At 63.8% G+C, this 15,857-nt stretch carries 12 protein-coding genes; 10 read left to right on the top strand and 2 right to left on the bottom strand.

Annotated features, from left to right (window positions below):
* Positions 1 to 380 precede the first annotated feature (380 nt).
* The 9 genes from AAFP35_RS16655 (at position 381) to AAFP35_RS16695 (ending at position 12,689) form a co-directional block, all read left to right on the top strand.
* Positions 381 to 3,944, top strand: a complete 3,564-nt coding sequence (locus tag AAFP35_RS16655) for an Eco57I restriction-modification methylase domain-containing protein (RefSeq protein ID WP_419222750.1) — start codon at positions 381 to 383, stop codon at positions 3,942 to 3,944.
* Positions 3,941 to 4,729: a hypothetical protein gene (locus tag AAFP35_RS16660; RefSeq protein ID WP_419222751.1), complete on the top strand. Its 789-nt coding sequence runs from the start codon at positions 3,941 to 3,943 to the stop codon at positions 4,727 to 4,729. The genes AAFP35_RS16655 and AAFP35_RS16660 overlap by 4 nt, the downstream gene beginning before the upstream one ends.
* Before the next feature lie 29 nt (positions 4,730 to 4,758).
* Entirely contained in the window at positions 4,759 to 5,376 is a 618-nt protein-coding gene (locus tag AAFP35_RS16665) for a DUF4433 domain-containing protein (protein ID WP_419222752.1), read from the top strand.
* A 15-nt stretch (positions 5,377 to 5,391) separates the two neighbouring features.
* Positions 5,392 to 6,450 (top strand): macro domain-containing protein, encoded by a 1,059-nt coding sequence (locus AAFP35_RS16670; RefSeq protein WP_419222753.1) that lies wholly within the window; start codon positions 5,392 to 5,394, stop codon positions 6,448 to 6,450.
* 30 nt (positions 6,451 to 6,480) lie between these two features.
* Positions 6,481 to 8,739 carry an McrB family protein gene (locus tag AAFP35_RS16675; RefSeq protein ID WP_419222754.1) on the top strand — a complete coding sequence of 753 codons (2,259 nt, stop codon included), beginning with the start codon at positions 6,481 to 6,483 and terminating at the stop codon, positions 8,737 to 8,739.
* Positions 8,711 to 9,883, top strand: coding sequence for an McrC family protein (locus AAFP35_RS16680; protein WP_419222755.1), 1,173 nt, complete (start codon positions 8,711 to 8,713; stop codon positions 9,881 to 9,883). Before AAFP35_RS16675 ends, AAFP35_RS16680 begins: the two co-directional genes overlap by 29 nt.
* 187 nt (positions 9,884 to 10,070) lie before the next feature.
* Complete coding sequence (locus AAFP35_RS16685) at positions 10,071 to 11,012, top strand: NADP-dependent oxidoreductase (RefSeq protein WP_419222756.1); 942 nt, start codon at positions 10,071 to 10,073, stop codon at positions 11,010 to 11,012.
* A 45-nt stretch (positions 11,013 to 11,057) separates the two neighbouring features.
* Positions 11,058 to 11,702, top strand: a complete 645-nt coding sequence (locus AAFP35_RS16690) for an SRPBCC family protein (RefSeq protein ID WP_419222757.1) — start codon at positions 11,058 to 11,060, stop codon at positions 11,700 to 11,702.
* 30 nt (positions 11,703 to 11,732) lie between these two features.
* Positions 11,733 to 12,689 (top strand): calcium/sodium antiporter, encoded by a 957-nt coding sequence (locus AAFP35_RS16695; protein ID WP_419222758.1) that lies wholly within the window; start codon positions 11,733 to 11,735, stop codon positions 12,687 to 12,689.
* Positions 12,690 to 12,711: 22 nt separating this feature from the next.
* On the opposite strand, the gene AAFP35_RS16700 is transcribed toward AAFP35_RS16695, so the two are convergent.
* Together AAFP35_RS16700 and AAFP35_RS16705 are read right to left on the bottom strand one after the other, a co-directional pair.
* Complete coding sequence (locus tag AAFP35_RS16700; protein ID WP_419222759.1) at positions 12,712 to 13,791, bottom strand: DNA polymerase domain-containing protein; 1,080 nt, start codon at positions 13,789 to 13,791, stop codon at positions 12,712 to 12,714.
* 1 nt (position 13,792) lies between these two features.
* Entirely contained in the window at positions 13,793 to 14,848 is a 1,056-nt protein-coding gene (locus AAFP35_RS16705) for an ATP-dependent DNA ligase (RefSeq protein WP_419222760.1), read from the bottom strand.
* A gap of 84 nt (positions 14,849 to 14,932) precedes the next feature.
* On the opposite strand from AAFP35_RS16705, the gene gluQRS reads away from it, so the two are divergent.
* Positions 14,933 to 15,856, top strand: coding sequence for a tRNA glutamyl-Q(34) synthetase GluQRS (gluQRS, locus tag AAFP35_RS16710; RefSeq protein WP_419222761.1), 924 nt, complete (start codon positions 14,933 to 14,935; stop codon positions 15,854 to 15,856).
* The last annotated feature ends 1 nt before the right edge of the window (position 15,857 follow it).

Genomic DNA, 15,857 nt, shown 5'->3' on the forward strand with positions numbered 1-15,857 from the left:
GTCAGCCGATCGGCGACACCTTTCTCGGAGTGCGAATCCAGGGTGGTCTACTACCTGCCGATCTTCCCTCGCAGCTCGCCAGTGGACTGGCGCCCTCCGGAAACACTCTGCAGCCCAAGGACTATCATCTTGCCGCCGGTGAGACGGTCAGCGCCGCCGCCAACCGGGTGTGGGCCTACTTGCGCGGTGTGTGGACCGGTTATCGTGACGCGCTGGCGCAGCTGCCCGAGAACGCCTCGACCACCGGCCTCACCCGGGAACGCTTCCTGTTGATCCTGCTCAAGCAACTCGACTTCGGCCAGGTGCCGACGACCGGCAAGGGAGGGATCGCGGTCGGCGACCGAAGCTTCCCGGTCTCACACGAGTGGGGTGCGGTACCGATGCATCTGCTCGGATGGGGCACCTCGCTGGATTCACGGACGAGAGGGCTTGCGGGCGCCGCCGGCTCGTCTCCGCAGTCGATGGTCCAAGAGCTGCTCAACCACAGCGACGATCATCTGTGGGCAATCTTGTCGAACGGCCAAGTGCTGCGGCTGCTTCGGGACTCCACCTCCCTGGTCGGCGCCGCGTACATCGAATTCGACCTCGAGACCATCTTCGACGGCGACCTCTTCTCGGACTTCCTGCTGCTCTACACGCTCTGCCACGAATCCCGGCTGGAGATCCGGGACTCGGATGTCGGGCCCGCGTCCTGCCGGCTGGAACGATGGCGAACCGAATCTGTCGAATCTGGTTCCCGCGCACTGAATCTGCTGCGCGACGGTGTGGTGGATGCGCTTCGCACCCTCGGCGCGGGATTCCTGGGCCATCCGGCCAATGCCGAGCTTCGCGACGATGTGACGGCTCAACGGATCAGCCTCGACGACCTGAACCACGCCCTGCTGCGGGTGGTGTATCGGCTGCTGTTCACATTTGTGGCCGAAGACCGTGATGCCCTGCTCGACCCCGATGCGCGGCCGACGTCACGGCAGCGGTATCGAGACTTCTTCTCCACCAGCCGACTTCGCGCCACGGCACGCAGACGGCGCGGCGGCCGCTACGGCGACCGCTGGAAGGCGCTGACCCTCGTGTGGCGAGGACTCGGCAGTGAGGAAGGCCTGCCGGACCTGGCGTTACCGGGGATCGGCGGACTCTTCGAGGCCGGCGAGCTGGACTTTCTCGTCGATCACGAGTTGTCGAATGAGGCTCTGCTGAGTGCGGTCCGCTCTCTGTCATTGGTGCGCGAACCCAAGTCCGGTGTCATGCGCGTGGTGGACTATCGCAATCTGGGCGCCGAAGAACTCGGCAGCATCTACGAGGCGCTGCTGGAGTTCGTGCCGCAGTGGGATCCGGCGACCAAGCTGTACACCCTCGACATCGCGGGCGGAAATCAGCGCAAGGACACCGGCTCCTACTACACCCCGAGTTCACTGGTCGAGTCGCTGCTCGACACCGCGCTTGATCCGGTACTCGACGACGCCGTCAAATCCTCCACCACCGCAGACGGGCAGGTTCAAGCGCTGCTCTCGGTGACGGTCTGCGACCCCGCTTGTGGCAGCGGCCATTTCCTGGTCGGCGCCGCGCGCCGGATCGCCAAGCGCGTCGCGGCCATCCAGACCGGTGACCCTGAGCCGGCGCCGACGCAGGTCCGTGCTGCGATGCGTGAGGTGGTGGCGAACTGCATCTACGGCGTCGACGTGAACCCCCTGGCCGCAGAGCTGGCCAAGGTGTCGCTGTGGATGGAGGCGCTGGAACCAGGCCGTCCGCTGACGTATCTGGACGCGCAGATCAAGGTGGGCAACGCGCTGATCGGCACCACCCCGAAGCTGCTGGACGACGGCTTGCCGGATGCCGCCTTCAAACCGATCGAGGGCGACGTCGCCCAGATCGCCACCGAGACCACACGGGCGAACAAGGCCGAACGGAAGAACCAGGGCAGCTTGTTCGAACTCGGAGAGAGCATCGCCAATGCCGGTCTCGCGGAAAAGATGCGGGACATCATCGGCCGTCAGCCGTTGTCACTTGCTGACGTGCACGCCCAGCGGCAGCGGCTGAGGGCATTCACTGATTCCGACGACTACCGTCGACTGCGCTTGATCGCTGACGCCTGGTGCGCGGCATTCGTCTGGCCGCTGAAACCCGATGCGCCCAAGCCGATCACGTATGCCACCATCACCGCGCTACAGGAAGGAACCGGAGAGCTCGACGCCGACCAGGCGGCAGAGGTGCAGCGACTCTCGTCCGAATACCGGTTCTTCCATTGGCATCTGGAGTTCCCACAGATCTTCCCGACCGTCGCCGAAACCGGTGACACGGTGAACGATGCGACCGGTTGGGCGGGCGGTTTCTCCGCGGTGCTGGGCAATCCGCCGTGGGAACGGGTGAAACTGCAGGAGCAGGAGTTCTTCGCAGCCCGCGATCCCGAGATCGCTACAGCCCCGAATGCTGCGGCCCGCAAACGGCTGATCGCCCGCCTGGCCGAGAACAATCCGGGCCTGTATCGGGCGTTCAGTGCCGAAAAGCGCCGTTCTGAGGGAATCTCCCATCTGCTTCGGAATTCTGAGCGGTACCCGTTGACCGGTCGTGGCGACATCAACACCTATGCGGTGTTCGCGGAGACCGATCGAAACCTGCTCGCCGGCAACGGCCGGCTCGGCGTGATCCTGCCGACCGGGATCGCCACCGATGCGACCACGCAATATTTCTTCAAGGATCTGGTCACATCCGCAGCGATCGCGAGTCTGTACAGCTTCCGCGAGATCAGGAGAGTGTTTCCCGGGACTGACGACCGCAACCCCTTCTGCCTTCTGACGCTCGCCGGACGGACATATCGCGAGCCGGAGGGAGTGTTCGCTTTCCGAATTGATAACACCACGGATCTGCAACGCCCCGGAACGGTCTATTCGCTGTCGCCAGAGGAGATCAAGCTACTCAACCCGAACACGGGCACCTGCCCGATCTTCCGGTCTCGTCGCGACGCCGAGATCACCCTGGGCATCTACAAGCGCGTGCCTGTTCTGATCAACGAGAACGACCCGGTCAACGGGAATCCCTGGGGCATCAGCTTCATGCGGATGTTCGACATGTCGAACGACTCGCATCTGTTCCACACCCGTGAGCAACTCGAAGCCGACGGCTGGGTGCTCAACGGCAATGTCTTCGAGAAGCAGCCCCCCCCCCCCCCCCCGAACTCACGGCGAGAGCGGATGCTCCCCCTCTACGAGGCCAAGATGATCCATCACTTTGATTACCGCTGGGCCACTTACGAACCCGACGGCACCACGCGCCTCGTCACGGCAGAGGAGAAGGCCGACTCAACGTTCGTCGTCATGCCGCGGTATTGGGTGGCCGAGAAACTTGTCGACGAACGACTCAAGGGACGTTGGGACGACGACTCCCTACTCGGGTGGCGCGACATCTGTCGTAGTACCGACGAACGGACGATGATTGCTTCCGCTTTCCCAAGGACCGCAGTGAATCACAAACTACCGCTTGCATTCACACCTCACACCGATAAGCTTGCAGGGCTTTGGTCATCCTTCGCCTTCGACTACATAGCGCGCCAGAAGGTCGGAGGCACATCCATGACGTACTTCTACCTGAAGCAACTACCGGCGCCTGCTCCAAACCAGGTCACTGAATCAACACGCCTATCGACGTCGATTACTTCCGCCAGTCTCAGGCTGCAGGCTGGCACCGCGGGGCGCGACGATCACCGACGAGCTCTCCGCGCAGAGCTCGATGCCGCGTGCTTCCATCTGTACGGCATCGAACGATACGACGTCGACTACATCATGAACACCTTCCCGATCGTCAAACGCAAGGACGAGGCCGAGTTCGGCGAGTACCGCACCAAGCGCCTCATCCTCGAGATCTATGACGCCATGACCGAAGCAGAAGCGACCGGTCGGCCTTACCAGTCCCCCACCGGGGTTGACTCAAACCAGCAGGAGGTCGCCACATGACCACAGAACTCGATACCGTCCTGCCCCTGTACGAAGGCAAAATGGGCAACATCTACGACCACCGGTCTGCATCCTTCGTGGGGATCGGCGACACCGACATTGCACCGAACCACAACCACAGCAGTTCTGCCGTCGTTCTGCCTCGCTACTGGATCAGCCCCGGCCTCACAGAACAGCGCCACGAACGCAGATCCTGGGGAACGCAGTCGGCGATGCTCGGATTCCGAAGAGTTGCTCGGAACACCGATGAGCGGACGTGCATCGCCGCAGTGCTACCGTGGGGTGCATCCTCGTACGGATGGATCCTGTCCGCCGGGCCGTCAGCCGAGTCGTTGGCTTTCCTTTGTGCGCAATATAATTCGTTTTGCTTCGACTACACTCTTCGTCAATTTCTGACACAGCCGTCGGTACCACAGGGCACGTTTGAGCAATTGCCTACCGTAACGAGGCAAGCTGCTGAAGATCTTGACCTCGGTATAGGTGGTACGTTCGCATGGGTTGTGGCACAGTGTGTTCGACTGTCAGCAACCGATGAGAAGCTGGCTACGTGGGCGGCCGAATGCGGATGTGCCGATGCACCCTACGAATGGGATCTGAGTCGACGGATCACTATCCGCGCCGAACTCGACGCTGCCTTCTTCCATCTGTACGGCATCGAACGAGACGACGTCGACTACATCATGGACACCTTCCCGATCGTCAAACGCAAGGACGAGGCCGACTTCGGCGAGTACCGCACCAAACGATTGATCCTCGAAGCTTTTGACCGGATGGCAAGCTGCTGACCGCAGTGCCTCGCCCGAGACCGACTGCGGTGTGCCACTTCACGCATATCGAGCACTTGCCGGCGATCGTCGAGCACGGTCTGGTCGCGGATACCGTGGCACGGTCGACCGGATACTTGACGCACGAGGCCGGCGAACCGCGAATCAAGGAGCGCCGCTCACGGCGGACGGTCGATGCCGGTCCCGGTGGCGTAGTCGCTGACTACGTTCCGTTCTACTTCCGCTCGCGTAGCCCGATGCTTTTCTCAATTAATCGCGGCAACGTTCCGTCGTTCACCGGCGACAGCCACGATCTGATCTATCTGATGACGTCAATCGAGGTGCTGAACGATCAAGGGCTGAGGCTGGTCTTCTCCGACCGCAACGCGGTGCTGGCGGTGACCGCTTTCTCCGACGACATCGATGATCTCGACAGCCTCGTCGACTGGGACGTCATTGCCGCCAGATACTGGGCGGGCACCCCTGACGACCCGGATCGCGTAGAACGCCGGATGGCCGAATGCCTCGTCCACCGGCATGTGCCCTGGGAAGCATTCACCGGCATCGCCGTGTACGACACGAGGAGAGAACACCAGGTCCTGCAGATCCTCGATAGGATGGAGAAGCCTCATCCACCTGTGACTGTCGTACCCAACGCCTATTTTTGACCTATGGAGTCCGTGATGCTGACCAATGCTTCCGGCGATCTGCTGCATGCAGGCGTCGATGCCCTGGTCAACACGGTCAACACCGTAGGCGTGATGGGCAAGGGCATCGCACTGCAGTTCCGTCGCGCCTACCCGGAGATGTTCACCGCGTACGCAAAGGCCTGTAAAGCGGGCGAGGTCCAACTCGGCCATATGCACGTGTGGGAAACCGGCGCGCTGGGTGGCCCGCGCTTCATCATCAACTTTCCGACCAAGGCCCACTGGCGCAATCCTTCACAGCTGGCTGACATTCGGTCAGGTCTCGACGACTTGATCAACGTCATCCGTGAACACCACATCGCGTCGATCGCCGTCCCTCCACTCGGTTGCGGTAACGGCGGACTCGACTGGTCTGAGGTTGAACCCCTGATCAGGGACGCCTTCCAGGCCGTTCCTGAGGTCGACGCTCGCGTGTACGCTCCGGCCGCAGCACCCCGCGCAGACCAGATCGTGAATGCGACACCGAGACCGACGATGACTGTTGGACGTGCCGCGCTCGTGAGCCTCATCGACCGGTACACCGGTGTTGCACTCGGCGCGACGCCTATCGAAGTCCAGAAGCTCATGTACTTCTTGCAAACACTCGGAGAGCCCCTACGACTCAACTACGTGAAGCATCTGTATGGCCCCTATGCAGGCAATCTTCGCCAAGTTTTGGATCGAGTGGAGAAGCACTTCCTCGTCGGGTATGGGGACGGCTCGGCAAGAGTGCTTGATGCCGAACCGATCCGTGCAATACCCGACGCCGTTGTGGAGGCCACCGCTGTCTTGGAACGCGAGCCGGCCACCACAGCGCGTGTCGAGCAAGTGCTCGACCTGATCGACGGCTTCGAATCGATGTATGGGATGGAGCTGCTCGCGTCTGTTCACTGGGTGATGGCGTCGGATGCTGCCGCGGCGGAGGACTGGCAGCGCACCGTATCCCTGGTTCACGAATGGAGCCCGCGTAAGCGCCGCATGTTCACCGACGACCACATCCGCACTGCGTGGACCGCCATTCATCACCACGACTCCGCTCTATTCGCCTGCCAGTGACCCGGCGTCGTCGACGACAGAAGGAGCACCGTGCCCGATTCCATTGAAGAGACACCCGAATATCTCTCGATGAACCGGCCCGGCGCTCACGCGGTCGAACAGGTCGGCCGGCGCCTGATCGAGGCTGGAGTCGCAGGCGGAGACTCGCTGTTCTCCCCCGGCGACGCCATCTGGTCCGCAGCCAATCTCGACGAGCTCAAAGAAAAATTCATTGATCGTCCCGACACAGGTTCTGGGGACTTCTTCGTCAAGCTCGAACAGCAACTCGGCGACGCGTCGTCCGACGCGATCCAATTGTTCGCGGAGGTATTCACCCTCAACATCCTGCCGCTCTACGACTACCTCGGCAGTACCAAGGTCGGCCACATCGAACGCATCTTGGGCTGGTGCTCGCCACCCGTCGCTCTACCAGGTGATGTCGCCGAAGCGCTCGACGGACGCATCTTCCGCGGTGGCCGAGCGTTCATGAATCGGCGTTGGGCACAGATCGCGTTCCTGATCGAGTTCGCGCGCTACTTCCACACTCTCGCCTCCCAAGACCGCACCACCGCCCTCAACGATCCCTTGTCCTTCCGAGACGCGGTGCGGGCGTCACCAGGACCGGCCGAACCGGCACAGCGTCAAGCCTTGCTTTATCTGGCCTTCCCTCGGTTCTTTCTGCCGATCGTGTCCGCCGCCGATCGGGCCGCCATCCGCGATGCCTTTGCCCCCGAATACCTGGGCCGCGAGCCAGATGACGTCGATGCCGATCTGCACGACATCAACGAGGCGATCATGGCCGAGCAAGGCGGACCGGTCGACTATTACCAACCGCCTTGGGACGGATGGAGATCCGCCACTGATGACGCACCTGCGCCCACCGATCAGGTGCAGCATGCCTGGCGTGTCTACGGGTCCAACGTCGCAGGCGTCGACATGGTGCCGATCTGGCGGACAAAGGGCACGGTCTCACTGGCCGCGAAATTTCTACGGCCTGTCGATCAGGACGTGACCAGCGACGAACTGCAGAAGTTCGTCGAACAGGACTATCGTGCGTCCGGGTACACGGTCACCCAGGTCAAATCCGATGAGTTCTATGCCTTCCTTGCTCGCATGCACCCCGGCGATCTCATCGTCACCGTCAGCAAGGGGGATGTGTACTTCGGAACGGTCACCGGTGATGCCGAGTACACCAAGAGCAGCGATGGCCGTTCGAATCTTCGTCGGCCCGTCAAATGGGAGACACGGGCGATACCGACCGAAGACCTTCCGTCGGCGATCATCTCCCGGCTGAACCTGCAGAGCGACGTCGTCGACATGACCGGGCAGATCGACACGATCCGGGAACTGATGGGCCACACTCCGAGTGTGACGCCGGCCGAGGGCCTGAACATTCCCGATGCCGATGCGAATCTGGCCGAACGGTTACATGTGCCGCAGGAGTGGCTGCAGGAGTGTGTCGATCTCTTACGAGATCGGCCGCAGCTCATCTTCTACGGTCCTCCCGGCACCGGCAAGACGTATCTCGCCAAGGAACTTGCCCGATATCTCGCCGGTGACTCGAACGTCGAGATCGTACAGTTCCATCCCACCTATTCCTATGAGGACTTCTTCGAGGGCTACCGGCCGGCACAGCAGTCCAACGGTCAGGTCGGCTTCGAGCTACGCCCCGGGCCCTTGCGCACCCTCGTGGGCCGTGCCGTCGACAACCCGCACGCGACCTACGTGCTGATCATCGACGAGATCAACCGCGGGAACCTGGCCAAGATCTTCGGGGAACTGTACTTCCTGCTCGAATACCGTAACGAGAGCATCAGGCTTCTGTACGGCACCGACTCGTCAGCCGCATTCATGTTGCCGCGCAACGTTGTTCTGCTTGGCACGATGAATACCGCGGATCGGTCCATCGCCCTCGTCGATGCCGCGATGCGCCGTCGCTTCGCGTTCTTGCCCCTGCATCCGTCCGAATCCCCGACAAACGAAATCCTTCGCAGCTGGCTCCGTTCCACCGATCGACCCGCCGAGGTAGCCGATCTGCTCGACGAACTCAACTTTCTGATCGATGACGAGGACTTCAAGATCGGGCCGTCGTACCTGATGCGAGACGCCGTGTATGCACGTGGTGGCCTCGAACGTGTCTGGCGCACAGCCATTCTCCCGCTTCTTGAAGAGTTCCACTATGGTGACCGCACCATTGATGTCCGCTCCCGCTACGGACTGGCCGCCGTCAGGAGACGTGTGCAGACCAAGCAGTCGACCGTGCCCGACATCGAGCAAGACGATGACACGCCCGACACTGACGCTGACTGAAGGAGCGGGGCCTGAGCTTACCCGCCTCACGATCGCCGAGTACGAGGCACTGCGAAACCTGAACATCGTCGAGGTGGTCCCGACCCTGGAGACGCACTGGTACGAAGTCTCTGCCGGCAGGAAGATCGGCGCCGTGTCGGTCGGCGAGCTGGAGGTCGTCGTGCGGCCCAAGATCACCGACCTCAATCGGCTCATATTCTTACTCGGCTACAGCGTGCACCGTGACCTGTGGGGCGATGATCGCGTTCACCTCACGAAGGCCGACGACTTGCTCCCAGCACTCGCAGAGGCGTTCTCACGGCTCGCCTCCCGTGCTACTGAGCAAGGATTGTTGCAGGGCTACCGGACCGTCGCCGACACACTTCCGGTGGTGCGTGGCCGGATGCTCGTCGGCGAGCAGGTGACTCGTCGATTCGGGCTCCCGATCCCTCTCGCCGTGGAATATGACGACTTCACAAGCGACATCACAGAAAACCAGCTACTCCTCGCAGCGACCCTGCGGATGCTCGCGGTTCCCGGCATCTCGACATCTGCACGTCAGCGACTGCAGCGCATGCATTTGGCAATGGCCGAGGTGTCGGGGCCGGCCCGCGGTTCGCTGCCCGCATGGCACGCCACCCGACTCAACACGCGCTATCACGACGCACTTCACCTGGCGGAGATCGTTCTCTCCGCGCAGTCCTTCGAGCAGCGGTCCGGCGATCTCGTGGTCACCGGATTCATGTTCGACATGTGGCGAGTCTTCGAGGATTTTGTCTGCACGGCTCTCTCCGAAGCACTGAGCGGGCACTTTGCCACACAGCATCGCCTCCACCTCGATGAGGCCGATCGGGTCGCGATGCGGCCCGACCTGGTCTGGTTTGGCGCCGGACGGCAGGTGCGTGCGGTCATCGATGCCAAATACAAGGCAGAGCGTCCTGACGGGTTCCCCGATGCCGACTTGTACCAGATGCTGGCGTACTGCACAGCACTCGAACTGCCCCGCGGACACCTCATCTATGCCAAAGGCAATGAACCTGAGCGGACGCATGTCGTTCGTGGATCGGGTGTGACCATTCACTGCCACGCCGTGGATCTGAGTGAGGAGCCGTCGGTCCTGCTCACACGGATCCACGATATCGCCGCCGCGATTGGCGAGTTATGAGTCGGCTTCGCCATCGGCGACCCCGATGGCATTGTTAATGTGTTGTTTGCGTCCCCCTTCGCGTCTGCGGATTTCGGGCACGGATCACCAGTGTGTCGCGGACGATCGGCACGCTAGCATCTCGGACGACCGTCACGGGGACGATTTCGTATGAGCCGTCGGGGTCGCACGACAGTAACCTGAAACCATGCAGATCCAACGCTGGGTGGCGACCGGTTTCGGTGGTCTCGACGATTTCGAGCTCATCGACGACGACCTGCGCGCGCCCGGCCCCGGTGAGGTCTCCATTCGTGTCCGGGCCGCAGGGGTGAACCCGGCCGACCTCAAACACGCGCAGCGTGCCACCGACCCGGACCGGCTTCCGCTGCCGATCGGATACGAGGTGGCAGGCGAGATGCTCGATCTCGGTCCCGACACCGAGATCGCGTCCGGGGGTGGAGCCGTCGGTGACGCGGTGTTGGCATTCCGGGTGCAGGGCGGTTACGCATCGGCCGTGACCGTGCCTGCGGAGAAGGTGTTCGCCAAACCGGATGCACTCGACTGGCCGCAGGCGTCGAATCTCCTGTTGGCGGGTTGCACGGCGGCCGACATGCTGCGCGCGGTGCATGCCGACCGCGACGAAACGGTGTTGCTGCACGGCGCTTCGGGAGCGGTCGGGGTTGCGCTCCTGCAGCTCGCCCGCCTGCGCGGCATCACGGTCATCGGGACGGCGAGCCCGTCCAGTTTCGAGCGCGTGCGTGACTTCGGCGGTCTTCCGGTCGCCTACGGTCCGGGTCTGATCGACCGTGTCCGGGCCGCGGCGGTTCGGGGTGTCGACGCGGCGCTGGACGCGGTGGGCACCGACGAGGCGGTCGACGTGTCACTCGAGTTGGTCGCCGACCGCTCACGTATCGTCACCATCGCATCGCCACGCGCTGCCGACGACGGGTTCATCGCGCTCGGCGGCAATCTCCCGGAAAGCCTCGAGTTCCGTGATGCGGTCCGCTCGAATCTCGTCCGTCTCGCGGCGATGGGCGACCTCCTCGTCCCCATGGCACGGACCTTTCCGCTCGCCGCCGCCAAGGAGGCTCTGGAGCTGGTCAGTGGCGGTCATCCCGGCGGAAAGGTCGCGTTGCTGCCTGACCGATGACCTTCGACTCACGACGGTCGGGCCCTGGACGCGCACAATGAATTCATGTCCACAGCGACGGCATCCGGAGTCGCAGCCGTAGCGACCGCCGCGGCCGTGAGCATCACGTGGATGGGCTATCGACGGTTTCTGCGCAAGCGGATCCTGAACTGGGGTGCCACCGAGCAGGAAGCCGAAGCGTCGCTGCCCGGCGACGAGTTGCTGCCGCATCCCGATGGCGTCTCAACCCGTGCCATCACGATCGGTGCACGGCCACGCCACGTGTATCCATGGCTGGCCCAGATGGGTCCCTATCCCCGCGGCGGCGCATACACCTATGACTGGTTGGAGAACCTCCTCGGGCTGGACATGCACAGCGCGGACACCATTCTCGACGAGTTCACGCACCCTGCGATCGGGGATCGCATCGCACTCGGACCGAACGAGATGGTCGTCGCGATCGCAGATCCCGATCATGCCTTCGCCGTCCGCTCCGCCGACGGGAACTGGGTCTGGGCGTTCACGATCCGCGACGACGGCAAGACAACACGATTGATCAGCCGCAATCGGTTCCGCCTGCCGCGCTTGATCGACAAGATCGGCATGGTCCCGATGGAGCCGGGCTCGTTGCTCATGGAACGCAAGATGCTTGTGGGGATCAGAGCTCGTGCCGAGCGACTCGCCGAAGCCGAGGCCGTCTCGTCGAGCTGAACGGGCTGCTCCCGGTTTAGAGTCAGGCGCATGACCGACTACGTGCTCGTCGTCGCGGGTCTGGCCGCCCTCGTCCTCGGTGCCGAGTGGTTGGTACGGGGTGGCTCCGCGATCGCCACACGACTCGGGGTGTCGCCGCTGCTCGTCGGACTCACCGTCGTGTCGATCGGCACCAGCCTGCCGGAGTTGGCGGTGGGCATCGACGCCGCGATCAATGACGCGGGCCCCCTGGCCGTCGGCAACATCGCGGGCACCAACATCGTGAATCTGCTTCTGATCCTGGGGTTGTCGGCGGCGATGGCACCATTGGCGCTGCGGCGGCGGACGGTACGGATCGATCTGCCGATCATGATCGTCAGCGCGCTGCTGCTGTGGGCGCTGGCGGCCAACGGCACGCTGTCACGTCTCGACGGTGCCCTGTTGTTGCTGATCGCCATCGCCTATACGGCCGCTGTCATCCGGGTGGACCTGGTCGCCAACAGGCGACAGCCCCTCGACGACGGCACCGTCGAGATCCGCGCACCGGCGGGTGGCGTGCCGTGGTGGCATGTCGTACAGCTGATCGCAGGCCTGGCGATCGTGGTGGTCGGCGCCGATTGGCTGGTCAACGGGGCGGTCGAGGTGGCAAGCGACCTCGGCGTGAGCGAAGCGGTCATCGGCCTGACGATCGTCGCGATCGGGACCTCTGCACCGGAACTCGTGACGACGGTGGTCTCGACGATCCGCGGCGAACGTGATCTCGCCATCGGCAATCTCATCGGGTCGAGCGTCTACAACATCGCGTTCATCCTCGGCGCCACCTCGCTCGTCCATCCGATCGAGGTCACCGACGAACTGATCCGCATCGACCTGCCACTCATGGCCGGTGTGGCGCTGCTGTGCATCCCGGTGTTCGTGACCGGCAGGCGGATCACACGTGCCGAGGGGATCGCCTTCGTCCTCGCCTACATCGCGTATCTGGTTCTCCTGCTGGTCTTCCGGACGTGATCCGACCGACGCGACGCGCAGATCAGTCCTCCACGCGGTCACCCTCTGCATCCCAGTGGGCTGCGACCTTCTTGCTCGGTTGCACCCGGGGCGGCTCTCCCGGCATCTTCGGATAGCTCGGTGGATAGGGCATGTCGCCCAAGCCATTTGCATCGTCGCGCTGCACCATCTCCAACAGCGGCTCGAGACCGCGGCGGTGTTCGGCGATGTCGGCCATCGGATCACCGCGGCGCGCAACGAGATCCGGGACGGTCGCGATCGTGCAGTCATCCGGGTCCACGTCGGCGAGTTCGGCCCAGGTGACCGGTGTCGACACCCGTGCCGTGGCGCTGCGGCGGGCCGAATACGGAGACGCCATCGTGCGGTCCCTGGCGTTCTGATTGAAGTCGATGAAGATCCGCTCTCCGCGTTCCTCTTTCCACCACGAGGTGGTCACCGAGTCCGGAGCCCGACGCTCCATCTCCCGTGCCAGGGCGATCACACAGCGCCGGCCGGCGATGAAGTCCCACTGCGGCTCGACCGGCACGTAGACATGCACTCCCCGACCGCCGGAGGTCTTGGGAAATCCCCGATAGCCCAGCTCATCGAGCAGCGGGGCGAGAACGTCGAGGGCAACCCGGCGGACATCGTCGAAATCGGTTCCCGGCTGCGGATCGAGATCGATACGCAACTGATCCGGGTGGTCGTTGTCCGGGGTCACGGTCGGCCAGCTGTGAAAGGTCACCGTGCCCAGGTTGGCACCCCACACGATGTCGGCCGGGATCGTCGGGCGCAGAGCGTCGCCCGTGCGGCCAGACGGGAAGACGATTCGGGTCGATTCGACGTGCTCGGGGCGCTTCTTCGCGATGTGCTTCTGATAGATCTCCTCGCCCTCGACACCATCCGGGAACCGCTGGAGAAATGTCGGCCGATCACGTAGCGCGGTCATGATCGGCCCCTCGCGTCCGTCGACATCGAGTGCCATCGTCCGGTAGTAGCCGACGAGATCCCGTTTGCGGCCGCCGTTTTCACCGAGCTGCGGAAAGTAGATCTTGTCCGGGTTGCTCAGTCGCACGGCGACACCGTCGACGTCGAGTTCCTCGGCCGGGGATCGAGATGCCATGTCAGGACTCCCCTTCCAGCACGTCGTGCAGGTCGTAGGTCAGGGGCACCTCGAGTTGGCTGTACCCACAGCTCTCCGGTTCGCGATCTGGACGCCAGCGCAGGAACTTCACCGTGTGGCGGAATCGGTGGTTCTCCATCTGGTCGTAGGCGACCTCCGCAACCAGCTCGGGCCGAATCGGAATCCACTCACCGGACTTCTCCGATCGCCATCGCGTCGGCTCGCCGGACGCGGGCTTGTCCGGATCGAGCCGCATCGGCTCGAACATCTCCTGCAGCTCGATTCGTTTGGCATCGGAGAAGGCGCCCGCACCGCCGACCATGTGTAGTCCGCTCTCGCCGTACAACCCGAGCAACATCGATCCCAGGCCGGTGCCGCTCTTGTGCACGCGGTAGCCGATCACCACACAGTCGGCGGTGCGCTTGTGCTTGACCTTGACCATCTCTCGTTTGCCCTCGACGTAGGCGCCGTCGAGGCGTTTGGCGACCACACCGTCGAGACCGGCCCCCTCGAACGCGGTGAACCAGTCGGTGGCGGTGGCCGCATCGGCGGTCACCCGGCTGATCCGCAACCGCCGATCTGCGCCACCTGCCGGATCGATCGCTCGCAGCAACGCTTCTCGCCGCACCGGAAAGGGTTCGGCGAGCACGCTGGCCGAACCGAGCGCCAATGCGTCGAACCCGATGAAGATCGCGGGGGTCTTCTCGGCGAGCATCGCGATCCGGGACTTGGCCGGGTGGATGCGCTGCGCCAGAGAGTCCCAGTCGAGGCGATGGGTGTCGCCGATCAGCGCCGGGACCCCGATCTCGCCGTCGACCACCGCCTTCTCGGGCAGTTCGTCCTTCGCAGCCGCAACGAGTTCCGGAAAGTAGCGGGCCAGGTCCTTGCCGCCGCGCGAGCCTATCGCCACATCGTCGCCATCACGAAAGATCAACGCCCGAAAGCCATCCCATTTCGGTTCATACGACCACACCGGGTCACCGTCGGGCTGGGCGGGCACGGCGGTCACCGCCTTGGCGAGCATCGGCGCGATCGGTGGCATTACCGGGAGGTCCACGCCGTTCATGGTACGCAGTGGCGGCGTCGCGTCGGTCGACTTCGCGAGCAGGCCACATCGGCGACGACGGTAGGGTGATCGGCGATGAGCACCGCAGATCCGACACCATCGGCGGGACGGTTCGCGCCGTCGCCCTCGGGAGAGCTGCACGTCGGCAACCTGCGCACCGCCCTGCTCGCCTGGCTGTTCGCTCGCAGCACCGGCCGACGCTTCCTCATTCGGATGGAAGATCTCGACCGCACCGCCGTCGGCGCCGATCAGGGGCAACTCGCGGATCTGACCGCCCTCGGGCTCGAATGGGATCCGCCGGTCGTCTACCAGTCCGACCGCCTCGACACCTATCGGTCGATCATCGACGCATTGCGTGGCGACGGCCGCACGTTCGAGTGTTTCTGCACTCGACGCGAGATCCTCGAGGCGCCGTCGGCGCCGCACGCCCCGCAGGGCGCCTATCCGGGGACCTGTCGTGACCTCACCGACGCCCAGCGCGCCGAACGCCGCGCGGCCGGCCGATCACCTGCCACCCGGATCCGCGCCGACGTCACCGACTTCACCGTCGTCGACGAGCTGCACGGGAGTTATACGGGCCTGGTGGACGATTTCGTGATCGAACGCAACGACGGTACGCCCGCGTACAACCTGGCGGTCGTGGTCGACGACGCAGCGCAGGGCATCGACCAGGTGGTACGTGGCGACGATCTGCTCTCGTCGTCGCCACGGCAGGCCTACCTCGCCACGCTGCTGGGCCATCGGCCACCGACCTACGTCCACGTGCCGATGGTGCTCAACCCCGAGCACATCCGGCTGAGCAAACGTGACGGCGCGGTGACGCTGGCCGACCTCGCCGCACGCGGGGTCACCCCCGAGCGGGTACTCGCTCACCTGGCTGCGTCTCTGCATCTCGGCGAACCCGAAGAGTCCGTGGATGTTTCGACGATCGCGGCGAGATTCGACCCGTCCGAACTCCCGAGGGACCCCTGGATTCTCACGGCCACGGAATGGACGTGAG

Source organism: Gordonia sp. CPCC 206044 (assembly GCF_048537895.1).
Taxonomy (GTDB): domain Bacteria; phylum Actinomycetota; class Actinomycetes; order Mycobacteriales; family Mycobacteriaceae; genus Gordonia.